Genomic DNA, 22,873 nt, shown 5'->3' with positions numbered 1-22,873 from the left:
GATGAGCGAGCCCGTGCCGCTGCGACGACACGGCAATGCCGCGCTGGCACTGCCGCTGGACGCCCTGCTGGCCGCGCGCACGGTCTGGCGTGCGGGCCAGGGCACAGCCACCGCCAATGGCGGCGAATCCACCGGGCATGCGGCACTGGATGCGCTGCTGCCCGACGGCGGCTGGCCGCGGCGTGCGTTGACCGAGTTGCTGTTGCCCGCGCATGGCATCGGCGAGATCGCCTTGTTGCTGCCTACGCTGGCACGCATGACCGCCAGCAGCAGTCGGGTGGTGTTGGTGGCGCCGCCGTTCATTCCTTACGCACCGGCGTGGCAGGCGGGTGGGGTGGTGCTGGAACATCTGGAAGTGGTGCAGGCCGAGCCGCGCGAAGCGTTATGGGCGTTCGAACAATGCCTGCGCAGCGGCGCGTGCGCCGCGGTGCTGGGCTGGCCGCAGACTGGCGATGCGCGTGCGCTGCGGCGGTTGCAGGTGGCGGCCGATAGCGGCAATTGCTGTGCGTTCGCGTTGCGCGACCGCCGCCATGCGGTGAATGCATCGCCGGCGGCGTTGCGGCTGGAATTCCTGCCCGAGCGCGATGCCTGGCAGGTGCGCAAATGCCGCGGCGGTCAGGTGCCGTCGCAGCCGTTGCGGCTGGCGCATTGAGGCGCGCATGTTGTGGGCCTGCATCCTATTGCCGCAGCTGGCGCTGGACGCCGTTCTACGGCGGCTCGAAGAGCCGCAGGCGCCGCTGGTGCTGGTGCAGGGGCCAGCACAGCTGCGCAGCCTGCATTCGGTCAATCCCGCTGCTGCCGCTGCAGGATTGAAACCCGGCATGCGCCTGTCTGCGGCGCATGCCTTGATGGCACCGGTGCGCACGGTCGATTACGACACGCAGAACGAAGCGCGTACCCAGCGGTTTCTTGCGGCCTGGGGGTATCGGCATAGTTCGTTGGTGAGCCAGCAATGGTCGCGCGCCATCGTGCTGGAAGCCGGTGCCAGCTTTCGCCTGTTCGGCCCCTGGCCGCGCTTCGAGCGTCGCCTGCGCGATGAGCTGCAGGCCTTGGGTTTCCAGCACCGGCTTGCGCTGGCGCCCACACCGCGTGCGGCGCGCGTGTTGGCTGGCCTGCGCGACGGCATGGTGGTAACGCAGTTGCCGGCTCTGCACAGCATGCTGGATAAGGTGCCGGTGCGCCGCGCCGCGTTGCCCGACGATGCCGGCGAGCGTCTGCAGCACATGGGCGTGCGCACGCTTGCGGCGGTGCGCGCCTTGCCGCGTGACGGGCTGCGCCGGCGCTTCGGTGCGGGCCTGCTCGATCATCTGGATCGCCTCTACGGCACTGTCGATGACACGCTGGAGTGCTACGCGCCCCCGGACCACTTCGACCAACGCGTGGAGCTGGGCTACGAGGTGGAAACCCATCCGGCACTGCTGTTCCCGCTGCGCAGGTTGATCGGCGATCTGTGCACGTATCTGTCCATCCGCGATGGCGGGGTGCAGCGTTTTTTGTTGCGTTTGGAACACGAGGAAGGCGCGACCGATGTGGAGATCGGCCTGCTGACGCCGGAGCGTGCGCCCACGTTGTTGTTCGAGCTGGCCCGCAACCGGCTGGAGCGGGTGGAGATTCCGCGGCCGGTGGTGGCGATGCGGCTGTTGGCGCGCCAGCTGCCACCGTTCGTGCCGGCCATGCGCGACTTGTTCGACCAGCGTGCGCAGCAATCGGTGGACTGGCCGCAACTGCGCGAACGGCTGCGTGCGCGCCTGGGCGATGAGGCGGTGTACCGCGTGCTGCCGGCCGACGACCCGCGCCCGGAGCGGGCCTGGCGTCGCGCCATCGGCGATGCGGTGCGCGAAGCCACCGCGCCGCCACGCCCGCCGCGGCCCACCTGGTTGCTGCCGCAGCCGGTGCCGTTGCACGATCCGCACCTGCGCATCGTCTCCGGTCCCGAACGACTGGAAAGTGGCTGGTGGGACGACGACGAAGCACGTCGTGACTACTACGTGGTGGAGACCGCGCGCGGCCGGCGCGGCTGGGCCTTCGCCGCGCCTGGCCGGCTAGATGGCTGGATGCTGCATGGGTGGTTTGCGTGATCGCAGGCATGCCAGCGCGGTCTCTTGGCACGTACCGCCTGGCGGGTGGTTGCGGCGCGGGGGCGCGTGGCCGATGCCAGGGCTGCAGGTACACGCAGCAGTATCTGCAACGACGCGATCTGCCGCGCATTGCAACATCGTATGGCGCAGCGTTGTTGAAGGCATCCGTCCATGAGTTGGGATGACGCCATCGATGGTGTAGACCGCGACACCCCCGGCGGGCGCATGCCGCGTGCCTGGAATGTGGCGGCACGGCTGCGCGCGGCCAACGACGACATCGTCCATGCGCAGCACGCCGACGGCCTGCCTGGCTATGCCGAGCTGCATTGCCTGTCTGACTTTTCGTTCCTGCGTGGCGCTTCCAGTGCCGAGCAGCTGTTCGCACGTGCGCAACACTGCGGCTACAGCGCCCTGGCCATCACCGACGAGTGCTCGCTGGCCGGCATCGTGCGGGGCCTGGAAGCCTCCCGCGCCACCGGCCTGCGGCTGATCGTCGGCAGTGAATTCACCCTCGTCGACGGCACCCGCTTCGTGCTGCTGGTGGAAAACGCGCACGGCTATCCGCAGTTGTGCGCGCTGATCACCACCGCGCGGCGTGCGGCAGGCAAGGGCGCGTATCGGCTCGGGCGTGCCGAGGTCCAGGCGCAGTTTCGCGATGTCCTCCCCGGTGTGTTCGCGCTGTGGTTGCCCGGTGCGCAGCCGCAGGCCGAGCAGGGCGCCTGGCTGCAGCAGGTGTTCGGCGAGCGTGCATTCCTGGCGGTGGAACTGCATCGCGAACAGGACGACGCAGCGCGTCTGCTTGCCTTGCAACTGTTGGCGCAGCAACTGGGCATGACTGCATTGGCCAGTGGCGATGTGCACATGGCGCAGCGCCGCGAGCGCATCGTGCAGGACACCTTGACCGCCATCCGCCACACCACCCCGCTGGCCGAGTGCGGCGCGCATCTGTTCCGCAATGGCGAGCGCCACCTGCGCACGCGACGCGCCCTGGGCAATATCTATCCGCAGGCGCTGCTGCAGGCCACGGTGGAGCTGGCCGCGCGCTGCAGCTTCGATATTTCCAGGCTTGAATACACCTATCCCCGCGAACTGGTGCCGGAGGGGCATACGCCGGCGAGTTATCTGCGAAAACTCACCGAGGAGGGGATGCGTGAGCGATGGCCGAATGGTACGCCAGAGAAAGTGCGCGACGATATCGAGAAAGAATTGGCACTGATCGCCGAACTGAAATACGAGGCTTTCTTTCTCACCGTACAGGACGTGGTGCGGTTTGCTCGCTCCCAAGACATCCTGTGTCAGGGACGTGGGTCTTCAGCAAATTCGGCAGTCTGCTATGCGCTCGGCATCACGTCGGTTGATCCGATCAAGACGCGATTGTTGATCTCGCGCTTCTTGTCCAAAGCACGTAACGAACCGCCAGATATTGATGTGGATTTCGAGCACGAACGCCGTGAGGAAGTGCTGCAATACGTCTATACCAAATACGGACGCGAACGCGCGGCGCTGGCGGCCACGGTGATCTGCTACCGCGGCAAGAGTGCAGTGCGCGATGTGGCCAAAGCGTTCGGTCTGCCGCCGGACCAGATTGCGTTGCTGGCCAATTGCTACGGCTGGGGCAATGGCGACACCCCGATGGAGCAGCGTATCGAAGAAGCCGGATTCGATCTGGCCAACCCGCTGATCAACAAGATTCTTGCGGTCACCGAGCACCTGCGCGATCACCCGCGTCATCTGTCGCAGCATGTCGGCGGTTTCGTCATCTCCGACGAACCCTTGTCGCTGCTGGTGCCGGTGGAAAACGCCGCCATGGCCGACCGCACCATCATCCAGTGGGACAAGGACGATCTGGAAACCATGAAGTTGCTCAAGGTCGATTGCCTGGCGCTGGGCATGCTGACCTGCATTCGCAAGACGCTGGACCTGGTGCGTGGCCATCGGGGTCGCAAGTACGCGTTGGCGACGTTGCCGGATGAGGATGCGGCGACCTACAAGATGATCCAGCGCGCCGATACGGTTGGTGTGTTCCAGATCGAGTCGCGTGCGCAGATGGCGATGCTGCCGAGGCTCAAACCTGCAGAGTTCTACGACCTGGTGATCGAAGTGGCGATCGTGCGCCCTGGCCCGATCCAGGGCGACATGGTGCATCCGTACCTGCAACGTCGCAAAGACAAGAGCCTGATCAGCTATCCCTCCGACGGCGTGGAGAAGATTCTCGGGCCGACACTGGGGATTCCGCTGTTCCAGGAGCAGGTCATGGAATTGGTGATACACGCCGGTTACGACCCTGACGAGGCCGACAAGCTACGCCGTTCGATGGCGGCCTGGCGCCGCGGTGGCGATATGGAATCGCATCGCGTGCGTATTCGCGGATTGATGGAAAACAAAGGCTACGCCTCCACCTTCATCGACCAGATCTTCGAGCAGATCAAGGGCTTCGGTTCCTACGGCTTTCCGCAAAGTCACGCCGCCTCGTTCGCCAAGCTCGTCTATGCCAGCTGCTGGCTCAAACGGCACGAACCCGCCGCCTTCGCCTGCGGGTTGCTCAACGCGCAGCCGATGGGCTTCTACTCGGCCAGCCAGATCGTGCAGGACGCGCGCCGTGGCAGTCCCGAGCGCGCGCGCGTGGAGGTGTTGCCGGTGGATGTGTTGCATAGCGACTGGGACAACACCCTGGTCGGTGGCCGGCCCTGGCGCAGCGACGAAGACCCCGGCGAACAACCGGCGATCCGGCTGGGCATGCGCCAGGTCGCTGGATTATCGGAAGTGGTGGCCAACCGCATTGCCGCTGCACGCGCGCAGCGGGCCTTCGCCGATAGCGGCGATCTCTGTCTGCGCGCCGCACTCGACGAAAAGGCGCGCCTGGCATTGGCCGAAGCTGGCGCCTTGCAGGGCCTGGTCGGCAACCGCAATGTCGCGCGCTGGGCGATGGCCGGCGTGGAAGCGCGCCGGCCCTTGTTGCCCGGCAGCCCGGAAGAGTGCCCGGTAGAGTTCGAAGCGCCCCGGATGGGCGAAGAAATCCTGGCCGACTATCGGTCGGTGGGCCTGAGCCTGCGCCAACATCCGATGGCGCTGCTGCGCCCGCAGATGCGCCAGCGGCGCATCCTGGGCCTGCGCGACCTGCAGGGCCGTCGCCACGGCAGCGGCGTGCACGTCGCCGGCCTGGTCACCCAGCGCCAGCGGCCAGCCACCGCCAAGGGCACCATCTTCGTCACCCTGGAAGACGAACACGGCATGATCAACGTCATCGTCTGGTCGCACCTGGCGCTACGCCGCCGCCGCGCCCTACTGGAATCGCGTCTGCTCGCCGTGCGCGGCCGCTGGGAACGCGTGGACGGCGTGGAGCACCTCATCGCCGGCGACCTGCACGATCTCAGCGACCTGCTCGGCGACATGCAGCTGCCGTCGCGCGACTTCCATTGACGCGTTTCGGGCCGTGGATTGCGGCTAGGGTCTGTGCGCGTTCTATACCCAGCTGCTGGCTTTTTGGGAACGCTCCGACCTTCCTGACAACCGTTTTTTCGGGAAGAGGCCTTCGCGGTAGAGCGTCACCATGAAGATCATATTCGTCATGCCGCTGGCGTCGGTTGCAGCTAGGACGCAAGCTCCGACACCTCAAGCACGGTCTAGTGAGAGTGACGCAATGAACAACGACGCAAGAATAATCGCCGTGGACCACACAGGCTTCGCGGTATCGTCATTGGACGAAGCTGTTCGGTTCTGGACAGGAGCACTCGGCTTTAAGCTTGAGCGGCAGTCGGAGATGGGGGGCGATTTCCTGTATCAGGTGACTGGTGTCGATGATCCCAATGTAAAAACGGCAATCGTCAGGGCACCAGACGGTTATGTGATCGAGCTATTACAATATTCAAAAGGGCGCCAGAACGGGGCGGTGCCGAACAGCGCGGGGGCGATTGGTGCGGCCCACCTAGCTCTGACCGTAAACGATATCCATGCCGCTATTGCTCGCGTCGAGGCAGCAGGATGGAAGGCGAAGGGTAGTCCACTGCCGATTGCGGGTGGGCCAAGGAAGGGAACGCTGGTGGCCTACGTTTCAGGCCCCGACCATATCACGATAGAGCTTATGCAGCCGCAAGCCCATTAATGGGCCTGCGGGAGTTTTCCCGCTTCACCATCGTTATTGGGAAGCATGCCGATATTGGTCAGACGCTGACGGGGTCGCGCCGTTCCTCCAATGTCTGGACGAGTACGGCTAGGCTGATCGATGCCAGACGTTCGACCAGCAGCCGTTCGGCTTCCTGTAGCGCGTCGCTCACAGCCTCGTTGACGACTGCCGCGATCTGGCACCCGGGCTCAGGACGTTCGATCCCGATTGCGAATAGGGGCGGGCCGCCAATCTGTCCAAATCGCTGCGTGGTGCCAAGGCCCACTGATGCAATCGATGCGGTCGTGTGCCCGTAAATTGTCGAGCTCGCTTGTTGCGCTGGTTGTTTCAGGCCATGCGGCCAAGCAACGTCCTGAGTCACGTAGCCACAAGCGTGAGTGAATGCATCTGCCCCAGGTCATTGGCAGCAAACCGGTCTGTGCTACACCATGCATATCCGCGCGGCCGCGCTGGCTTGTCTTTACACCCACGAGGCGATCATGAAGTTGGAGGCGTTGTTCGACCAGTTGCACACCTTGCCCACCGTGCCCAAGGTGGCGCAGGACCTGATCCGTCAATTCGACGATCCGCAGACCGATATCGATACGCTGGCGCACAGCATCGAGCGCGATCCGGTGATTGCCGCCAAAGTGTTGCGGCTGGCCAATTCGGCGCGTTTCCATGGCCTGCGCGATTCCACCAGTGTCGAAGACGCAGCCATGCGGTTGGGCTTCAACACCCTGCGCACGCTGGTGCTGGCCTCGGCGATGACCGGTGCGTTCCGCGCCGGCCCCGGCTTCGATCTGAAGGCCTTCTGGCGCCATAGTTTCGAGGTGGCCGGCATCTGCCGCCTGCTGGCGCGCCAGCACGGCCTGGATCCGGAAACCGCCTTCACCTGCGGCATGATGCACAACATCGGCGAGTTGCTGATCCAGTCCGGCGCACCGGACTACGCCAGCCGCATCAATCACGACACCTCATCGGCCGGCCACGCCGCCGAAGAAACCCTGCAGCTGGGTTTCGGCTACCCGGAAGTCGGCGCCGAGCTGGTACGTCGCTGGCAGCTGCCGGTGGTCATCCAGCAAGCCATCGCCTATCAGGTTCGCCCGGCGGCCGCGCCCGACGGCGCACGCATGCCGTTGCTGGTCGCCCAGGCAGTGCAGGTCTCCGATGCGTTGCATGCGCACGGCGGCGCCACCCCGGCGGCATTGGAATCGGTACGCGGCCCGCTGATGGACGGCGTGGATCTGGAGGCCTTGTTCGCCGCGCTGCCGGAGGTGATCGAGGCCGATCGCGCGTTTGCCGAGTTGCTGCACTAAGCCTGTTCGGCGCCTAGCCGGTGGCTGCAAGTCTGTTGCTCACGCGCAGTAGCGGCAGCGGCTGCCGGTATCGTGTGGCAGGCGATGCGTCGCCTGCCACACCAATCGACGAGCTACTTGCCGAAGTATCTGGAAATCCGGGGATACACGTCCGAGAAACGCGAGTAGTAATCGGGATCGCGCCGCGCCGAGCAGGACGAGGTGCCATCGAACAAACCACCCCGCAGCTGGTATGCGCCGTTCCTTGCCACGGTGAACAAACCCGAGCCGGAGGAACCGTCTTCGGTGACGCCCTCGTGCCAGTGCACCTGATATAGCGGGCTCTTGTCCTCATAGGAGGTCTTGAGCGCGGTCACGGTGCCCAGCGAGTATTTTTTGAGCGCATTGTTCGGGTGGTGGATGCCGACGATCGGGGTGCCGATGGCACCGATCGCAGCGCTGCTCCAACCTGCATAGAACGCCCCCGGCGGTGGCGGGCTCCTCAGCTCCAGCAGCGAGATGTCGCGTGTTGAGTTGGCATAGCGCAACACCGCGCCGCCACTGAGTGTGGTCGCCTGTCTGCTGACGGAGGTGCTGTTGCAGCGTGCCGCATCATAGAACCAGTAGGTCTGCAAGGTGTTGGCAACGCTCTGGGTGCTGACGCAATGCGAGGCAGTCCAGAACAGGTGACGTTTGCGCGAGTTGGCGTTATTGAGCAAGGTGCCGGTGCACGAGAACGACCCATTGCTGTCGGTGATCACCATGCGCGCGACTGCGCTCGACGCATCGAGAAAGCCGCGAGTAGGGTGGGCACGGCAGACGATATCGCTTTCGCAGGCGCTGGCGTTGCCGATGGCGCTGACCATGAAGTCCTGCGTGTTGGCACTGGGGCTGATATCCAGATGCGATAACTGGGGGATGTTGAGGCTGAAGTTCTCGGGATATTGGCCCGCCGGCAGCGCGATCTCGATCAGCAGGTCTTCTCCGTCGACAACCGGCGACCAACCGATGGCATCGCCGGCGGTGACGAAATCGGCACCGGAGCGCTCAAAGACATGCCCGTCGTTGTCGGCGAAGCGCAACACCACCTGGGAGGGTATGCCCGGTGTTGCACCGGCGCCACGCAACACTAATGCCGCACGGAGCGAGGCCGCCTTTGCAGAGCTGAGCTTCAAGGTGGCCACGCGCGTGCCATTACCTGCGAGTTGCCAGTCCAGCGCGGCCAGGTTCACCCGCGGCTGCGGGACCGCACGCGAAAAGCCGATCTGCAAGGGTTGCCCATGGTTGAGCTGTGCAATGCGGCGCTCACGCAGCAGGCTCAATTCCTTGTCGGTGGGGGCCGCCAAGTGTGCCACCTGGGTGGACATGAGGCCGCCATGCAAACCTGCCGACTGCAGGCTCGCAGCACCGAGTTGCGCCGGTTGCGGTGCCGCGCTCACTGGCGCTGCATCCATCTCAGTGGGGGGCGCGGCGAGCGCAGGGGTGGAAACGGCAGAAAGCAAGGCGAGATATAAGGCGTTGTAGCGATACATGGCAGGCCCTTTGGCCAGGAGCGGCAGGTGGCGGCATGAGCATGCCTTCTCATCCGGGCCGACTGAAGGGGGCGAATCTTCGCCGCTTGGTCGGTGCGGACAAGCTCACGCGCAGCTTGCCTGCCTCTGCAGGGAGCAACGTTGCAGCCGCGCCCTTACTTCGCTGTCCCGTTGATCGTTTCGCTGGCAGGTGGGTGCCATCGGACGTCTGACTTGCTAGCGGTTCCGGGTGATCCATGCTTTGCTTCGCGCTGATCTGGCAGCTTCCTGCAGTGATCCAGCGAGCTATCGCCGGCAGGCCTGCCCTGCGGTCGCGTCCAAGCCCACCGGCCACAGCACGCACACTGTCACGCCGCGCCGCAGCTGGACTCGGGTGGGCCCAGGCGCTAGCGTGGTACGGATTTTTTGCCCACAGGGGAATGCCCAATGAGCCACGACGCGCAGCCGCGCCAGCTCACCTTCCGTGCCGTCGTGCTGGCCATCGTGCTGGCGGTGGTGCTTTCGGCCGCCAACGCCTACCTCGGCCTGTTCGCCGGTTTGACCATCGCCACCGCCATCCCGGCGGCAGTGGTGTCGATGGGCGTGCTGCGCCTGCTCGGCGGCGGCACCATTCTGGAAAACAACATCGTCCAGACCGGCGCCTCGGCCGGTTCGTCGATCGCGGCCGGGGTGATCTTCACCATCCCCGCGCTGGTGATCATGGGCTACTGGCCGGACTTCAAGTACTGGTGGGTGCTCGGCATCGCCGGCATGGGGGGCCTGCTCGGGGTACTGTTCTCGGTGCCGCTGCGGCGCTCGATGATCGTCGAAGACCCGCTGCCCTTCCCCGAAGGCAAGGCGGCGGCCGAAGTGCTCAAAGCCGGCGAAAATCCCGGCCCGGGCCTGAAGATCCTGGCGGCCTCCGGCGCCATCGGCGCGCTGGTCAAGCTGGCTGCGGCCAGCGGTTTGCGCGTGATCCCGGACACCTGGGCGCAGGCCACCTACCTGGGCAGCAGCCGTCTGGTCGGCTACATCGGCACCAACCTGTCGCCGGCGTTGCTGGGGGTGGGCTACATCGTCGGCTTGAACGTCGGCATCGTGGTGGTGTCCGGCTCCATCCTGTCCTGGCACATCGCCATCCCGCTGTACCAGCAGTTCTTCATGGGCTCGGACCCGGCCCTGGCGCAGAGCCTGGTCGGTGCGTCGGCGGCCGATACGGCCTTCGGCATCTGGGGCGCCAAGATCCGCTACCTCGGCGTCGGCGCGATGCTGATCGGCGGCGTGTGGACCTTGTTCTCGCTGCGCAAATCGCTGTTCTCCGGCGTCAAGAGCGGCTTTGCCGCCGCGCGCAAGAGTGGCGGCGGCGTGGTTGCCGAGACCGAGCGCGATCTGCCGATGAAGTGGATGCTGGTGGCGCTGGTGCTGTGCACCTTGCCGCTGCTGGGCCTGTATCAGGCCATCGTGCAGCAGTGGCATGTGTCGATCCCGATGACCATCATCATGATCGTGGCCGGCTTTTTGTTTGTGTCGGTGTCGGGCTATCTGGCTGGTTTGATCGGTTCGTCCAACAACCCGGTGTCGGGCATCACCATCTCCACCATCCTGTTCGCCTCGGCGGTGCTGGTGTTGCTGCTGGGTAAGGACGGTCTGGTGCCGGTGGGCATCGGCGCCGCGCCATTGGGCGCAGTGGCGGCGATCATGATCGGCGCGGTGGTGTGCTGCGCGGCGGCGGTGGGCGGCGACAACCTGCAGGATCTCAAGGCCGGTTATCTGGTCGGCGCCACGCCGTGGAAGCAGCAGCTGATGCTGGGCATCGGCGCGTTCTCGTGCGCGTTGATCATGGCGCCGGTGTTGAACCTGCTGGCCCAGGCCTACGGCATCGGCCCGGCCACCCCGCAGCATCCCAACTCGCTGGGCGCGCCGCAGGCCACGTTGATGGCCTCGGTGGCCAAGGGACTGTTCGGCGGCCAGTTGCCGTGGAGCATGATCGCGATCGGTGCCGGCGTGGGCGCGGCGATCATCGCGCTGGATGAATGGTTGAAGGCCACCGGCAAGCGCTTCCGCGTGCCGGTGCTGGCCGCGGCCATCGGCATCTATCTGCCGCTGGAACTGATGGTGCCGATCTTCATCGGTGGCCTGATCGCGCATCTGGTCGAGCGCTTCCACAACATCCGTGCCGACGACGAAGACGGCCGCGACCGCGTGCATCGTCCGGGCGTGCTGTTTGCCGCTGGCCTGATCACCGGCGAGGCATTGATGGGCATCGCCATTGCGGTGCCGATCGTGCTGTCCAGCCGCGCCGATGTATTGGCGTTGCCGGCTGCGTTGCAGCTCAATCAGTGGTTTGGCCTGGCGATTCTGGCCCTGGTCGGCTGGCTGCTGTATCGCGTTGGCAAGCGCGGCGAACAGGCGGTCTGAGTGTGATGCTCGATGGCGCATGCGGTCTGCATGCGCCATCTGCAAGCCGCGTATCGTTATATGCGCTGCTTGATCCATTACCGATCTGATTGATCGAGAAACAGCTGCGTGGGCCACCTGGCTCAAGGCAACTGCGAAACACGTTGCGCCTGCCAGCGCTGCAATGGCGCCTGGTCGTCCGCACGACGCACTTCGACTCAACGTTGCGATGGCCCGGTTGCCATCACACACATCAGAACGACTTTGCGCCGGCTTTACGCCCTGCACAGCTGCCGTGCATAGCGACTTTATGCCGCTCCTGCTTATCGTGCCGTCTCCCGCACGAACGGTGCGCCACGAGTGCTGCCTGCCTGGACTGATCCTGATCCCAACCACGCTGTAGACCGTGGCGCGCTCACGCGCTGTGCGTGACGCTGCAACGCCAGGCAAGTGTCTGGCAGTGCAAGCCTGCGCACTTTCTCTGCAGTGGGCGTATGCATCGCATAGCGACCGCACTGACGTCGCCCTGAAAAACCGCAATTGCGGCACGGCCGACCAAGCGTAGCGCCGCCATACAGCGCCTAGTAATGCCTCACACATCCCACTCTTCAACGCTGCACGGTCCTGCGATCTGTGCCGCGATTTGCCCTGGAATCACCGCAATGCCAACCATCACCTCGCGCTCGTCTTTCCGCAAGACATCCGCATCGCTGCTCGCCGTCATCGTCACTGCGGCGCTGAGCAGCCTCGCAGTTCAGGCGCACGCGCAAGACGCCACCGAAGCGGCGCTCTGCACCGATCGGCCGACCAAGGCCAATGCCACCTGCACCGTTCCGGCTGGCGATTGGCAGCTGGAAACCGACATCGGCAATTACACCCGCGACAGCCAGCCCGGCACACGCACGGAAACCTCCTACTTCACCAATCCCACGCTCAAGTACGGCGTCAGCGACCGTATCGATCTGCAACTCAATTGGGCGCCACAGTTACAGGTCAAGACCACCGACCGCGCCACCGGCGAGCGCAGCAGCCTGAGCGGCGGCGGCGATCTCTATCTGCGCATGAAGGCGCGCGTCTACGAGAGCGACACCGCCAGCGTGGCGCTGCTGCCGTTCGTCAAGGCACCCACCGCACGTACCGGTCTGGGCAACGACACCTGGGAAGGCGGCCTCGCGCTACCGGTCAACTTCGTGCTGCCCAGCAGCTTCTCGCTGACCTTCGGGCCGGAACTGGATTGGTTGGCCGACAGCGATGGCAGCGGCAAGCATGTCGCCATCGTCAACGTGATCAATCTGGCGCGCCCGCTCACGCCGAAGTTGTCGATGGCCGTTGAGCTGTGGTCCTCGATCAACCGCGACCCTGCGCAGACCGTCGAGCAGTACTCGGCCGATATCGCGGCGTCGTATCTGCTCAACCCGCTGTTGCAACTGGATGTGGGTGCCAACTTCGGCCTCAACGACCGCACGCCCGACACGCAGGTCTACGTAGGCCTGTCGCACCGCTTCTAAAGCGCTCAGCTGCCCGTGCCGCGTGCAGGCGGCATGGGCGAGGCGCATCAGTGCGCGGCGCACCACGTCGCGCCGCATGACCTCCTGCCTTTGCGCGTGTGCTGCAGCAACGCCTACCATCGACGTTTTGCCGTTGCCGGAGATCTCGATGAAGCTGCGTCACGCCGTATTGCCCTTGTGTTTGCTGGCTGCCCTGCCAAGCCTCGCCGCCGCGCGCGGTTTCGATGTGCGCGACATGGTGGCGCTGGACAGGGTGTCCTCGCCCACGCTCAGCCCGGATGGCAGCGTGGTGCTGTTCGCCAAGCGCCAGGCCAAGACCGCCAATGGCAAGCCGGCCACCAGCCTGTGGGTGCGTAATCTGCGCACCCGCGATCTGTCGCCACCCAAGCGGCTGACCCCGGAAGGCTGGAACGTCAACAGCCCGGCGCTGTCGCCGGATGGCAAGACGGTCTACTTCCTCAGCAGCAAAACCGGCAGCCAACAGCTTTACGCGCAGCCGATGGCCGGCGGCACCCCGCAGCAACTCACCGCGTTTGCGGTGGATGTGGACAGCTACAAGCTGTCACCCGATGGCAAGCGCATCGCTTTCAGCGCAGGCGTGTTCCAGGACTGCGGTTCGGACCTGGGCTGCACCAAGAAGAAGCTAGGCGAGCTCAAGAACAGCAAGGCCAGCGGCGTGGTGTACGACCAGTTGTTCGTGCGCCACTGGGACACCTGGAACGATGGCCGTCGTAATACCTTGTTCGTGGCCGAGTTGCCCGCAGCCGGTGCAAAAGCAGTGGTCGGGGCGTCGGCGATCAGCGCCACCCTGGCCGGCGATGCGCCGTCCAAGCCGTTCGGCGGCAACGACGATTACACCTGGTCGCCCGATGGCGCCAGCGTCGTCGCCAGCGTGCGCATTCCGCAGTCGCATGGCCCGGAAGCGGGCAAGAACGCCAAGACCGGCGCCAAGCCCACCGGCAACGACGAGCCGTGGCAGACCAACTTCGACCTGTACCGCCTGGATGCCACCGGCAAGTCCGCGCCGGTCAATCTGACGGCGTCCAACCCCGCCTGGGATGCCGGCCCGGTGTTCAGCACCGACGGCAAGACCCTGTACTACCGCGCGATGAAGCGCCCTGGCTTCGAGGCCGACCGCTTCGGTCTGATGGCGATGGATGTGGCCAGCGGCAAGACGCGCGAGATTGCGCCGAAGTGGGACCGCTCGGCTGGCGAAATCGTGCTGAGCGACGACGGTAGCAGCCTCTACACCAGCGCCGACGATCTCGGTGAGCATCCGCTGTTCAAGATCGATATCGCCAGCGGCGAGGCGACCAAGCTGGTGGGCGAGGGCAGCGTGCATGCACCGACGCTGGCCGGCAACACGCTGGCGTTTACCCGCAACTCGCTCAAGAGTGGCGACCAGGTCTTCGTCAGCGACACGCAAGGCCAGGGGCTGCGCGCGATCAGCCAGAGCGCCGGCGAACTGCTGCCGGATGTGCAGTTCGGCGACTACGAACAGTTCCGGTTCAAGGGTTGGAACAACGACACCGTGCATGGCTACGTGGTCAAGCCCTACAACTACCAGGAAGGCAAGACCTATCCGGTGGCGTTCCTGATCCACGGCGGCCCGCAGGGCAGCTTCGGCAATGGCTGGAGTAACCGTTGGAATCCGCAGACCTACGCTGGCCAGGGCTACGCGGTGGTCATGATCGACTTCCACGGCTCCACCGGTTACGGCCAGGAGTTCACCGACGCCATCAGCCAGCACTGGGGCGACCGCCCGCTGGAAGATCTGCAAAAAGGCTGGGCCGCCGCACAAAAGCAGTATGGCTTCCTCAACGGCGACAAGGCCTGCGCATTGGGCGCCAGCTATGGCGGCTACATGGTCTACTGGATGGCCGGCAACTGGAACCAGCCGTGGAAGTGCCTGGTCGACCACGACGGCGTGTTCGACAACCGCACCATGGGCTACGCCACCGAGGAATTGTGGTTCAGCGAATGGGAAAACGGCGGCACGCCGTGGCAGAACCCGGCCGGCTACGAGAAGTTCAATCCGGTGCTGCACGTGGACAACTGGAAGGTGCCGATGCTGGTCATCCACGGCCAGCAGGATTTCCGCATCCCGGTCGAACAAGGCCTGGCCGCGTTCACCGCGCTGCAGCGCAAGGGCATCGATTCCAAGTTCCTGTACTTCCCGGACGAAAACCACTGGGTGCTCAAGCCGGATAACAGCATCCTGTGGCACGACACCGTCAACAGCTGGCTGAAGCAGCACATCGGCCAGTAACGTGCGACCGACACGCCGCCTGGTGCGGCGTGTCGGGTTGTTGAGCGGGTGCCATCGGCTCGGTGATCGGCAAACGCAAGTCGCGATGGTCGCCATCAAATTACCCGTCGCTGGGATGACGTCTGCCAGCGGCGGCGATCCCGGCGCGGCGCGTTGCAGGCGGTTACTTCGATCATCCAATACTTGCGGATGAGTACGCTTGCGCTGGAGGCATTGCGGCGCTGCCATCCGGATGACGGGCCAATGCATCCCAACCACGTTTTGCCGCAGCGCATCACAGGCGTGTCAAAATAGCGCATCTTCCTCTTCCCAGTTCCCTGCCAGGATCGCAAGGACCGTTTGCATGCGCACGTCGTTCCGCCCCGCATTGTGGGCAATCGCTCTGATCTGTAGTCCTGCCTTGGGCGCCGCATCGCGGCCTGCCGTTGCGCCTGCGCACGCACCGGTGGCTCTGCCTGTGTCCGAGCCAGGCGGCGATGCGAGCGTGCCATTGCCGGCCACGCTGAAGTCCGGCATGGGGTATCGCGCGTTTGTGCAGGCGGTGATGGAGCAGGGCTGGCAGCTGGTGGATCCACTTGCGGCCGATAGCTGCATGGCCGCTGGCGATTGCGAAGTCGAGTTCATTGCGCCCGGTGGCAGTGCGCGCTTGCGCGTGCAGGTGGGCTCGCAGGCCGGTGCGGCGGTGGTGCAGAGCTGGAGTGCGCGACAGATGCCGCTGGATCGCATCGGCAACCCGACCGCCGCGGCAGTGGATGCCAAGGCTGCGCCGGCTGCAGTCGACGCGGGCAACAACGCGCGCTGAGTCACCTAGGCGCAGGCCGGTCGCGCGTGCGGCGTATCATGGCGCGGCGGGCGGCGGGTTGTTTCGATCGCGCGCCGCGGTTGATGCGCCTTTCCCGATCCCGAGCCCATTGCACTGCATGAATCCTCTCGCATGAAGAGCATCGATCCTGCCGATCTGGAAGCGTTGTTCGATGCCGTGCCGGACGTGTTGTTCTTCGTCAAGGATCGCGAGGGTCGCTACACCCACGTCAACCAGACCATGCTGCGGCGACTGGGGCTGAAATCGCGCAAGGACCTGATCGGCAAGCGTGTTGCCGAGGTCTATCCCAGTGGCCTGGGCGCCAATTACGCCAATCAGGACGAGCAGGTGCTGGCAGGTGAGGTGATCGACAACCTGCTGGAGCTGCATCTGTTCGCCAACCGCGAGCCGGGTTGGTGTCTCACCTGTAAGCGGCCGTTGCTGGTCGATGGCAAGGTACAAGGCATCATCGGCATCTCGCGCGATCTGGGCCCGCAGGACGGGCACGAATCGCAGTATGAAAAGCTGCGGCTTGCGCTGGCGTATCTCAATGCCAATTACGCGCAGAACGTCCGCATGCAGGCACTGGTGGAGATCACCGGGTTTTCGATGTCCAAGCTGCAACGCTCGTTTCGCAAGGTGTTCCAAATGACGCCGCAACAAGTGTTGGCCAAGCTGCGCCTGCAGATGGCGATGCATCTGCTGCATGGAAACAAGAGCCTGACCGAAATCGGTCATGCCTGCGGCTTCAGCGATCAAAGCGCTTTCGCGCGGCAATTCAAGCAAGCGGTGGGCATGACGCCACGCGAATATCGTGCGTTGGCAAGTGCGCAGCAGTGTTCAACCGAAACAGTGTAGAGGGTGGGGCATCTCAACGTGCATGCGCAATACGTGAGTTGAGCATAAAAATCTCTTGAACTGCCTGATTAGGTGTTTTCCAAACAAGGGCTTGCCGTGGACGGGCGGCCACCGAGTCTGCAACATTATTGTGCTCTCTTGATTCCTGAGCGTTGTGCCGATCATCAAAGGGCGTCGGACGCGGTAACGGGCCTTGATAGGCGCCTAGTTATTGGGAAATGCCTTGATAGCCTTGTCTCGTCCTTGAATAGCTGCGTGCGCGGCCGGGTCGTCTTCGTATCAGTCACCAAGCATTCGCGCAGCATGCGAACAGCGCAGCATTCGGTGGTTTACTAAGAGCGGCTAACAAAACATAGCGAGCAGTCGTCAGGTGGGTGCGGACGGCGCGCAGTAACCGGAGTGTACGACTGGTACATGCCGATTCCGAGCACCGGCCGCGCCCGCCTGGAGGCTGTACCGTCGTTTTGTTAGCTGCTCTAAGGCAGCGATGTCACGCACACCGACACCTGAGTCGGTCGAGCTTCTTGTGTTGAAACGGCAATACGGATTTCGCTGCACACGTCATCTGGAATCGCATGATGAAGAATACCGGGTGGATCCAGCAGCGAGCGACGCAGGCACTGCAATTTGCAACACGATAAGGCAGGCGGATCGAGCGCCACGGCACAGGTAACGCGGTCCCTGCGCCACGCATTGGCAACAAGCATCGCTGCTGGCTCGCAAGGGCTGGTGTACGACACCACCACGTTCCACGCATATTCCGGGACTGGGGGACATCAGGACGACGTGTGCAAGCAAATTGAATGGCAATATCGGAGGATGCACCGTGCCTAAAATTGAATCGACCAAGCAGGCCCCACCGGATCCCGCGCAATTGATTCAAACTGCACCGACACCATCGGGCTCGGGATCAGCCGCAAGCACGTCTGCCGACAGCACGACGCCCTCCGCGCAACTCGGCGGCCTTTCCATCAGGCCACGGCGACTGGGCCGAGCCTCCAGAACCAATCTCCCAGCGGCATCGTCTACCAACGCACAGGACGTCATGGCAGCGCTCTTTGCCGCGCCGTCAGTTCCGCAAGGGCCAGATCCTTTCGAAGTATTGAGCAAGGCCTCATCCAGGCTGAAACGCTTCAACGACTTGGCACAAAACGTAGTGCCGACAGAACCATCGGATATCAGAGCCCTGGAAGCAAGACTCCGGTCCGGAACGTCTGCGATCGAATCCGCTCGACAGGCCTTGCAGGCGCTGGCCGAGTTAAATATCCAAAAACGCATGCCGGTCGACAACGTCGAAGAACATGAGAATTTCCTGGTGCCGCATTTCGCAGTAGCCGCATCGCTTCACTACGGCGCATGCCAGAAGATGATCGATCAGAAAATGGCCACCGAATTTGGCCATGTGAATACCCAAAGGGTCGAGATGGTGGTGTTGTCCGCTGACGCCATGCGTCTGCAGCAACCGGAACCATGGCTTGCGTTACGCGGGCATCTTCTGAATGCGCTTGCAGCGATGGAGGAGGTTTGCCAGCGCATCAGTTCGCCGATGACAGGTCAGGGGCCACCCGACTCGCTCAAGGACCATCTCCCGGTCGTCAGGGCGATGATGGGATCGTGCCATGAACGGATGCAGACCGTCCGCGGAATGCTCGTCGAAATTCATTCAAGGCGACTTGCCGATAAGGCCAGCGATTGCGGCCTGCTCCAGGTGCTTGACAGACTGAGGGAGCTCGAAGAAATCGACAGCCTTCACCATGCTGAGGTGGGCGAAGCGCTCAAGCATGTGATCCAGGTCCATATCGAACGTCTGTCCTCAACAGAGCATTCGCTCACGCCGGAGGGGCTGGCCCTGTGCAAAAAGGTACTCGTCGAATACGCCGAGCTGCGTGGCCGAGCGGGGATGCAGCTGTGTGTAGATGCCGCCGCGCTCATCGAACAAGGTGAGCATGCCAGAGATCATCTATGGCCAACGATGCTCGATCTTGCACAGGCACTTGCCGACCAACGGCAGGCAATTCTTGATATGTGTGAGTTCGCCGTCCAGGACAGACAGCTGATTGGCGCAGCAGCGGCTTCGCCCGAGCAGGCACCGGCGTCGGTAACACCAAGTGTGCCGACAACGACAGCAAGCAAATCGAGCAGGTCACGCAAGGCGCGCACGCGCACGCCTGATGCTTCCAGCTCGACGGCAGTGCCCGCGCAGCGTGTGATTGATGCGCGCAGCGCAGCGCAAAAACAGGTCGACGAGATACTGAGAGGCACTCCCCTGGAGTCGTTGCCGGTGGCAGAACTCCGGGGAGATTTCATCGCGCTCGCCAAGCGCCTTGGCAAGGACACCACCGACGTGGAGCGCCTGATCGGCGACTCCANACGGCGCCGAACCGCCTTCCCTCGGAGGGCGACCGTGGCGACCGTGGCAGGCTATTCGAAGTGCGTATCGACCATACGCCGCAGTCAAATGGAGACATTCCCGCGCCCTGGTTCGTCCACGTACATAGCGAAAAACCGGTAACCCCCGCTGGGCTGCGCGCGCTCCACTATAAGGACTTGACCGCCGTCCACCTGAAGACGGCCAGGGAGGTCAACCTGGGCCCACGCTGGGAAGAGATGATGCGCGCCCTCGGAAATACCGAGGCCAAGGTGCACCGGGCAACCATCGGCTCGAAGCTGCTGGGCCAGCTTTGGGCAGCTGGCGCTGGTGGGCAGCGATAGCCACCGGTCAACGTCCCGTCGCATACCCAGACCACCAGGTCTCGCATCTGCCGAGAACAGGCACATCTGGGCCTCATGTGTGGCAATTGAAATGGCAATATCGGAGGATGCACCGTGCCGAGAGTTCGAGCGACCAATCAAACCCCAGTGGATCCCGCGTCATCCACTCAGCCAGCGGCGACACCACAGGATGCGGGGGCAAGCGCGAGCGTGCCTACCGACATAGGGCCTCCCTCCGCGCAACTCAGCGGGCTTGCCATCAGAGCGCCGAGGGCGGCCAGAGCTTCCAGAGCTTCCAGAGCCAGTGCGCCCGCATCATCATCCGCTAACGTCAGGGACGTCAGCGCGCTGCTCTTTACCCCGGCATCTGTCTCGGGAGGACCAGATCCGTTCGAGGTATTGAACAGGGCCTCGTCCAGGCTGCAGCTGTTCAATCACCTGGTCACAAACGTAGCGCCGAGGGATTCGGCGGACGCAAAATCCCTTGAAGCAAGACTCAGGTCCGGCGCTTCTGCAATCGAATCCGCTCGACAAGGCTTGCAGGCGCTGAGCGAGCTCAAGATTCAACGCCGCATGGCACCCCCCGACATCGAAGCCCATGAGAATCGATTGGTTTCGTCTCTCGCACAAGCCGCAGCAATGAACTATGTGTCATGCGAAAGAAGGATCGATCAGAAATTGACCCAGGAATTGGGTTCTGTGCTTACGGAAAGCGGCGATTTTGCGCGGTTTGATATCCAAGCCATCCGATTGCAGCAGCCGGAATCCTGGCATGCGTTACGCGCTCATCTTCTTGATGCCATTGCAGCGTTGGAAGAGGTTTTTCGACGTATCAAGTCGCCGATGACGAATCGGGCACCGTGCGACTCGCTGAAGGCCCAGCTGCCGATCATCAGGATGACGATGGAATCTTGTCACACGCGGATGCAAGCCGTTCGTGGAGTGCTGTACGAAATATATTCAATAAGACTCTCCGATCAAGCAAGTGGTTGCCGCATGCCACAGGTGCTAGATCGACTGCGCGCGCTTAAAGAAGTAGACAGGTGCATGGAAGCCAAGGTCGGACGAGCGCTCACGGAGCTGACCAAGATGCATATTGAACGCTTTCTCTCGACCGAGCACTCGCTGACGCCGGAGATGCTGGCCATGCACAAGAATGTGCTTGTCGAATACGCCGAGATGCGCGGCCGAGCGGCAACGCAGCTGTGTATGGATGCCGCCGCGCTCATCGAGGAAGGAGGGCATGCCAGAGATCAGCTATGGCCAACGATGCTCGATCTTGCACAGGCACTTGCCGACCAACGTCAGGCAATTCTTGACATGTGTGAGTTCGCCGTCCAGGACAGACAGCTGATTGGCGCAGCAGCGGCTTCGCCCGGACAAGTACCGGCGTCGGTAACACCAAGCGTGTCAATAACGACGGCAGGCAAATCGAGCAGGTCACGCAAGGTACGCATACACATGCCTGATGCTTCCAGCTCGGCGGCAGTGCCCGCGCGGCGGGTCATGGATGCGCGCAGCTCGGTGCAAAAACAGGTCGACGAAATACTGAGAGGCACTCCCCTGGAGTCGTTGCCGGTGGCAGAACTCGGTGGAGATTTCATCGCGCTCGCCAAGCGCCTTCGCAAGGACACCACCGACGTAGAGCGACTGATCGGCGACTCCAGGCATGACGCGGCGACGGCCTTCGATTTTGCCAGGACGTCCATGCAGGGCTGGTTCGGATCGAGTGAGCGTCTGCTGCAGCTCAAGAGCAAGCTCCGTGCAGGAGACGAGCGCATCGCACAACTCGACACGCGGCTGCATCTTCTCCACAGGATCGAGCATGATTTCGAACGGCGCGAAGCCGATGCGCTCAAGACCGATCCGCAACCGCGTGCGCCGCATCTGGAGCGCCTGTTGGCGATGAATGGACTGGCACGCATCACGGCGCCGAACCGCCTTCCCTCGGAGGGCGACCGTGGCGACCGTGGCAGGCTATTCGAAGTGCGTATCGACCATACGCCGCAGTCAAATGGAGACATTCCCGCGCCCTGGTTCGTCCACGTACATAGCGAAAAACTGGTAACCCCCGCTGGGCTGCGCGCGCTCCACTATAAGGACTTGACCGCCGTCCACCTGAAGACGGCCAGGGAGGTCAACCTGGGCCCACGCTGGGAAGAGATGATGCGCGCCCTCGGAAATACCGAGGCCAAGGTGCACCGGGCAACCATCGGCTCGAAGCTGCTGGGCCAGCTTTGGGCAGCTGGCGCTGGTGGGCAACAATAACCACGACGCTCAGTCTGTCCTCACCAAGGAAACAGATCTCCCGAACAAACGCCCTCAGCGCTACACGGATCACTCCACGTGAGTGGTCAGGTCGCAGCAGGCCTGGCAAGGACATGAAAACGGTAAGCATCTGATAGAGGCACTTCGCAGGCTGGGAGCATCGGGTCTCTTTGCCTGGCACCGCTTGCAGGACGAGCCAGTGTCAAAAGCCGTCGCCAGTGCACCGGGAAGCGTCGGCGCGAGCCGAAGCACGGCTCATCTAAGGCCGTCGCCGTCGGCAGGACTGGTATCGCGCACTTGCAGTCCATGGCACGTACTGGTCGCAGCCGTCATTTTCTGGCTTTTTGAGCCACGTTGCTGAGGAAGGAGGCATTACGCTGCAACACCTGGTTCACCAGCGCGGCATCCGGCATCCAACCGGCGCCAGACATGCCTTTCAATCGATCGCCCAACGAGCGCAAGGAGGACGTGGCGGGGTCTACATCGAGCGCGGGGTACCACTGCTTGACCATTTCCACTTCAAGCGTGGCTTGCCAGGCAAGCGCCTCGCGTATGGCGTCGATGACCATGGCATGTACGCCATCCAGGCCTTTCGCGTAACGACTGCTCATCACGCTTGCATCGAGCAGCATGTGCAGCGCCCGTGCAGGAGTCCGAATGACGTCTCCCCAACCATGCCGAAGCGGCTCCCGTGAATTTGCCGGAGTAACCTTCTCTCGATCGTAGCGAAAGCCGGTCACATCAATGCTGATGACTTTGTGCCGTGCATCTTCTCCGGCAATCACCAGCATATCGTCAGGGCCTAGATCAGAAGCTTCGCCCAGGGTCAGCCTGGCCAGCAGCTAGGCGAACAGCCCGTCCAGACCGTTGTGACGCAGTGTATCGATCGATGCCTGTTCGCGCGCTATCGAAGCTCTGGCGAAAGCGGACAGTTGACGCCTGCCGTGGGAATGGGGCGCCGTAACTGCTGCTACCCCGCAAACGCGCGGTAGCGGCGAAAACCGAGTGGCTTATCGCCGCCAACGCAGCTGATGTGGCGTCCCTCGGTTTTGAGCCGGGTTATCGGACCT

At 63.5% G+C, this 22,873-nt stretch carries 12 protein-coding genes, 1 other RNA gene and 3 pseudogenes; 13 read left to right on the top strand and 3 right to left on the bottom strand.

Annotation, left to right across the window (positions count from 1 at the left end):
* The first annotated feature begins 1 nt into the window (after position 1).
* From imuA to XpruCFBP8353_RS12365, 5 genes are all read left to right on the top strand, one after another.
* Entirely contained in the window at positions 2-652 is a 651-nt protein-coding gene (gene imuA / locus XpruCFBP8353_RS12390; RefSeq protein ID WP_162301033.1) for a translesion DNA synthesis-associated protein ImuA, read from the top strand.
* Between the two features lie 7 nt (positions 653-659).
* Positions 660-2,078 (top strand): Y-family DNA polymerase, encoded by a 1,419-nt coding sequence (locus XpruCFBP8353_RS12385; protein WP_101363504.1) that lies wholly within the window; start codon positions 660-662, stop codon positions 2,076-2,078.
* 171 nt (positions 2,079-2,249) lie between these two features.
* On the top strand, positions 2,250-5,498 hold the full coding sequence (locus tag XpruCFBP8353_RS12380; RefSeq protein WP_162301032.1) for an error-prone DNA polymerase: 3,249 nt from the start codon (positions 2,250-2,252) through the stop codon (positions 5,496-5,498).
* Between the two features lie 220 nt (positions 5,499-5,718).
* A complete protein-coding gene (locus XpruCFBP8353_RS12375) occupies positions 5,719-6,180 on the top strand; it encodes a VOC family protein (protein ID WP_238601157.1) in 462 nt (153 codons plus the stop codon).
* A gap of 500 nt (positions 6,181-6,680) precedes the next feature.
* Positions 6,681-7,499, top strand: a complete 819-nt coding sequence (locus tag XpruCFBP8353_RS12365) for an HDOD domain-containing protein (RefSeq protein WP_101363676.1) — start codon at positions 6,681-6,683, stop codon at positions 7,497-7,499.
* Positions 7,500-7,612: 113 nt separating this feature from the next.
* Here the strand turns inward: XpruCFBP8353_RS12365 and XpruCFBP8353_RS12360 are convergent, their stop codons facing one another.
* Entirely contained in the window at positions 7,613-9,010 is a 1,398-nt protein-coding gene (locus XpruCFBP8353_RS12360; protein WP_101363502.1) for a trypsin-like serine peptidase, read from the bottom strand.
* Between the two features lie 426 nt (positions 9,011-9,436).
* On the opposite strand from XpruCFBP8353_RS12360, the gene XpruCFBP8353_RS12355 reads away from it, so the two are divergent.
* The 5 genes from XpruCFBP8353_RS12355 (at position 9,437) to XpruCFBP8353_RS12330 (ending at position 16,823) form a co-directional block, all read left to right on the top strand.
* Positions 9,437-11,407 carry an OPT family oligopeptide transporter gene (locus XpruCFBP8353_RS12355; protein WP_101363501.1) on the top strand — a complete coding sequence of 657 codons (1,971 nt, stop codon included), beginning with the start codon at positions 9,437-9,439 and terminating at the stop codon, positions 11,405-11,407.
* Positions 11,408-12,048: 641 nt separating this feature from the next.
* Entirely contained in the window at positions 12,049-12,894 is an 846-nt protein-coding gene (locus tag XpruCFBP8353_RS12345) for a transporter (protein WP_101363500.1), read from the top strand.
* Between the two features lie 148 nt (positions 12,895-13,042).
* Positions 13,043-15,163 carry a S9 family peptidase gene (locus tag XpruCFBP8353_RS12340; RefSeq protein WP_101363675.1) on the top strand — a complete coding sequence of 707 codons (2,121 nt, stop codon included), beginning with the start codon at positions 13,043-13,045 and terminating at the stop codon, positions 15,161-15,163.
* Positions 15,164-15,506: 343 nt separating this feature from the next.
* Complete coding sequence (locus XpruCFBP8353_RS12335) at positions 15,507-15,965, top strand: hypothetical protein (protein WP_101363499.1); 459 nt, start codon at positions 15,507-15,509, stop codon at positions 15,963-15,965.
* Positions 15,966-16,097: 132 nt separating this feature from the next.
* Positions 16,098-16,823: an AraC family transcriptional regulator gene (locus XpruCFBP8353_RS12330; RefSeq protein ID WP_101363498.1), complete on the top strand. Its 726-nt coding sequence runs from the start codon at positions 16,098-16,100 to the stop codon at positions 16,821-16,823.
* Between the two features lie 340 nt (positions 16,824-17,163).
* Here XpruCFBP8353_RS12330 and XpruCFBP8353_RS12325 read toward each other — a convergent pair.
* A non-coding RNA gene (locus tag XpruCFBP8353_RS12325) (sX9 sRNA) lies at positions 17,164-17,239 on the bottom strand.
* Positions 17,240-17,649: 410 nt separating this feature from the next.
* Here XpruCFBP8353_RS12325 and XpruCFBP8353_RS24280 point away from each other — a divergent pair.
* From XpruCFBP8353_RS24280 to xopP, 3 genes and pseudogenes are all read left to right on the top strand, one after another.
* A pseudogene (locus tag XpruCFBP8353_RS24280) lies at positions 17,650-19,192 on the top strand (type III secretion system effector XopP); the annotation flags it as partial.
* Position 19,193: 1 nt separating this feature from the next.
* Positions 19,194-19,535: pseudogene (locus tag XpruCFBP8353_RS24100) on the top strand (type III secretion system effector XopP); the annotation flags it as partial.
* 114 nt (positions 19,536-19,649) lie between these two features.
* A complete protein-coding gene (gene xopP / locus XpruCFBP8353_RS12315; protein ID WP_101363497.1) occupies positions 19,650-21,803 on the top strand; it encodes a type III secretion system effector XopP in 2,154 nt (717 codons plus the stop codon).
* A gap of 329 nt (positions 21,804-22,132) precedes the next feature.
* Here the strand turns inward: xopP and XpruCFBP8353_RS12310 are convergent.
* Positions 22,133-22,762 (bottom strand): annotated as a pseudogene (locus XpruCFBP8353_RS12310) (type III secretion system effector protein); the annotation flags it as partial.
* Positions 22,763-22,873 lie beyond the last annotated feature (111 nt).

The sequence above is a fragment of the Xanthomonas prunicola genome, assembly GCF_002846205.1.
GTDB lineage: Bacteria > Pseudomonadota > Gammaproteobacteria > Xanthomonadales > Xanthomonadaceae > Xanthomonas > Xanthomonas prunicola.
The sequence above is the reverse complement of the archived record's forward strand: the minus strand, read 5'-3'. Positions and strand labels throughout refer to the sequence as shown.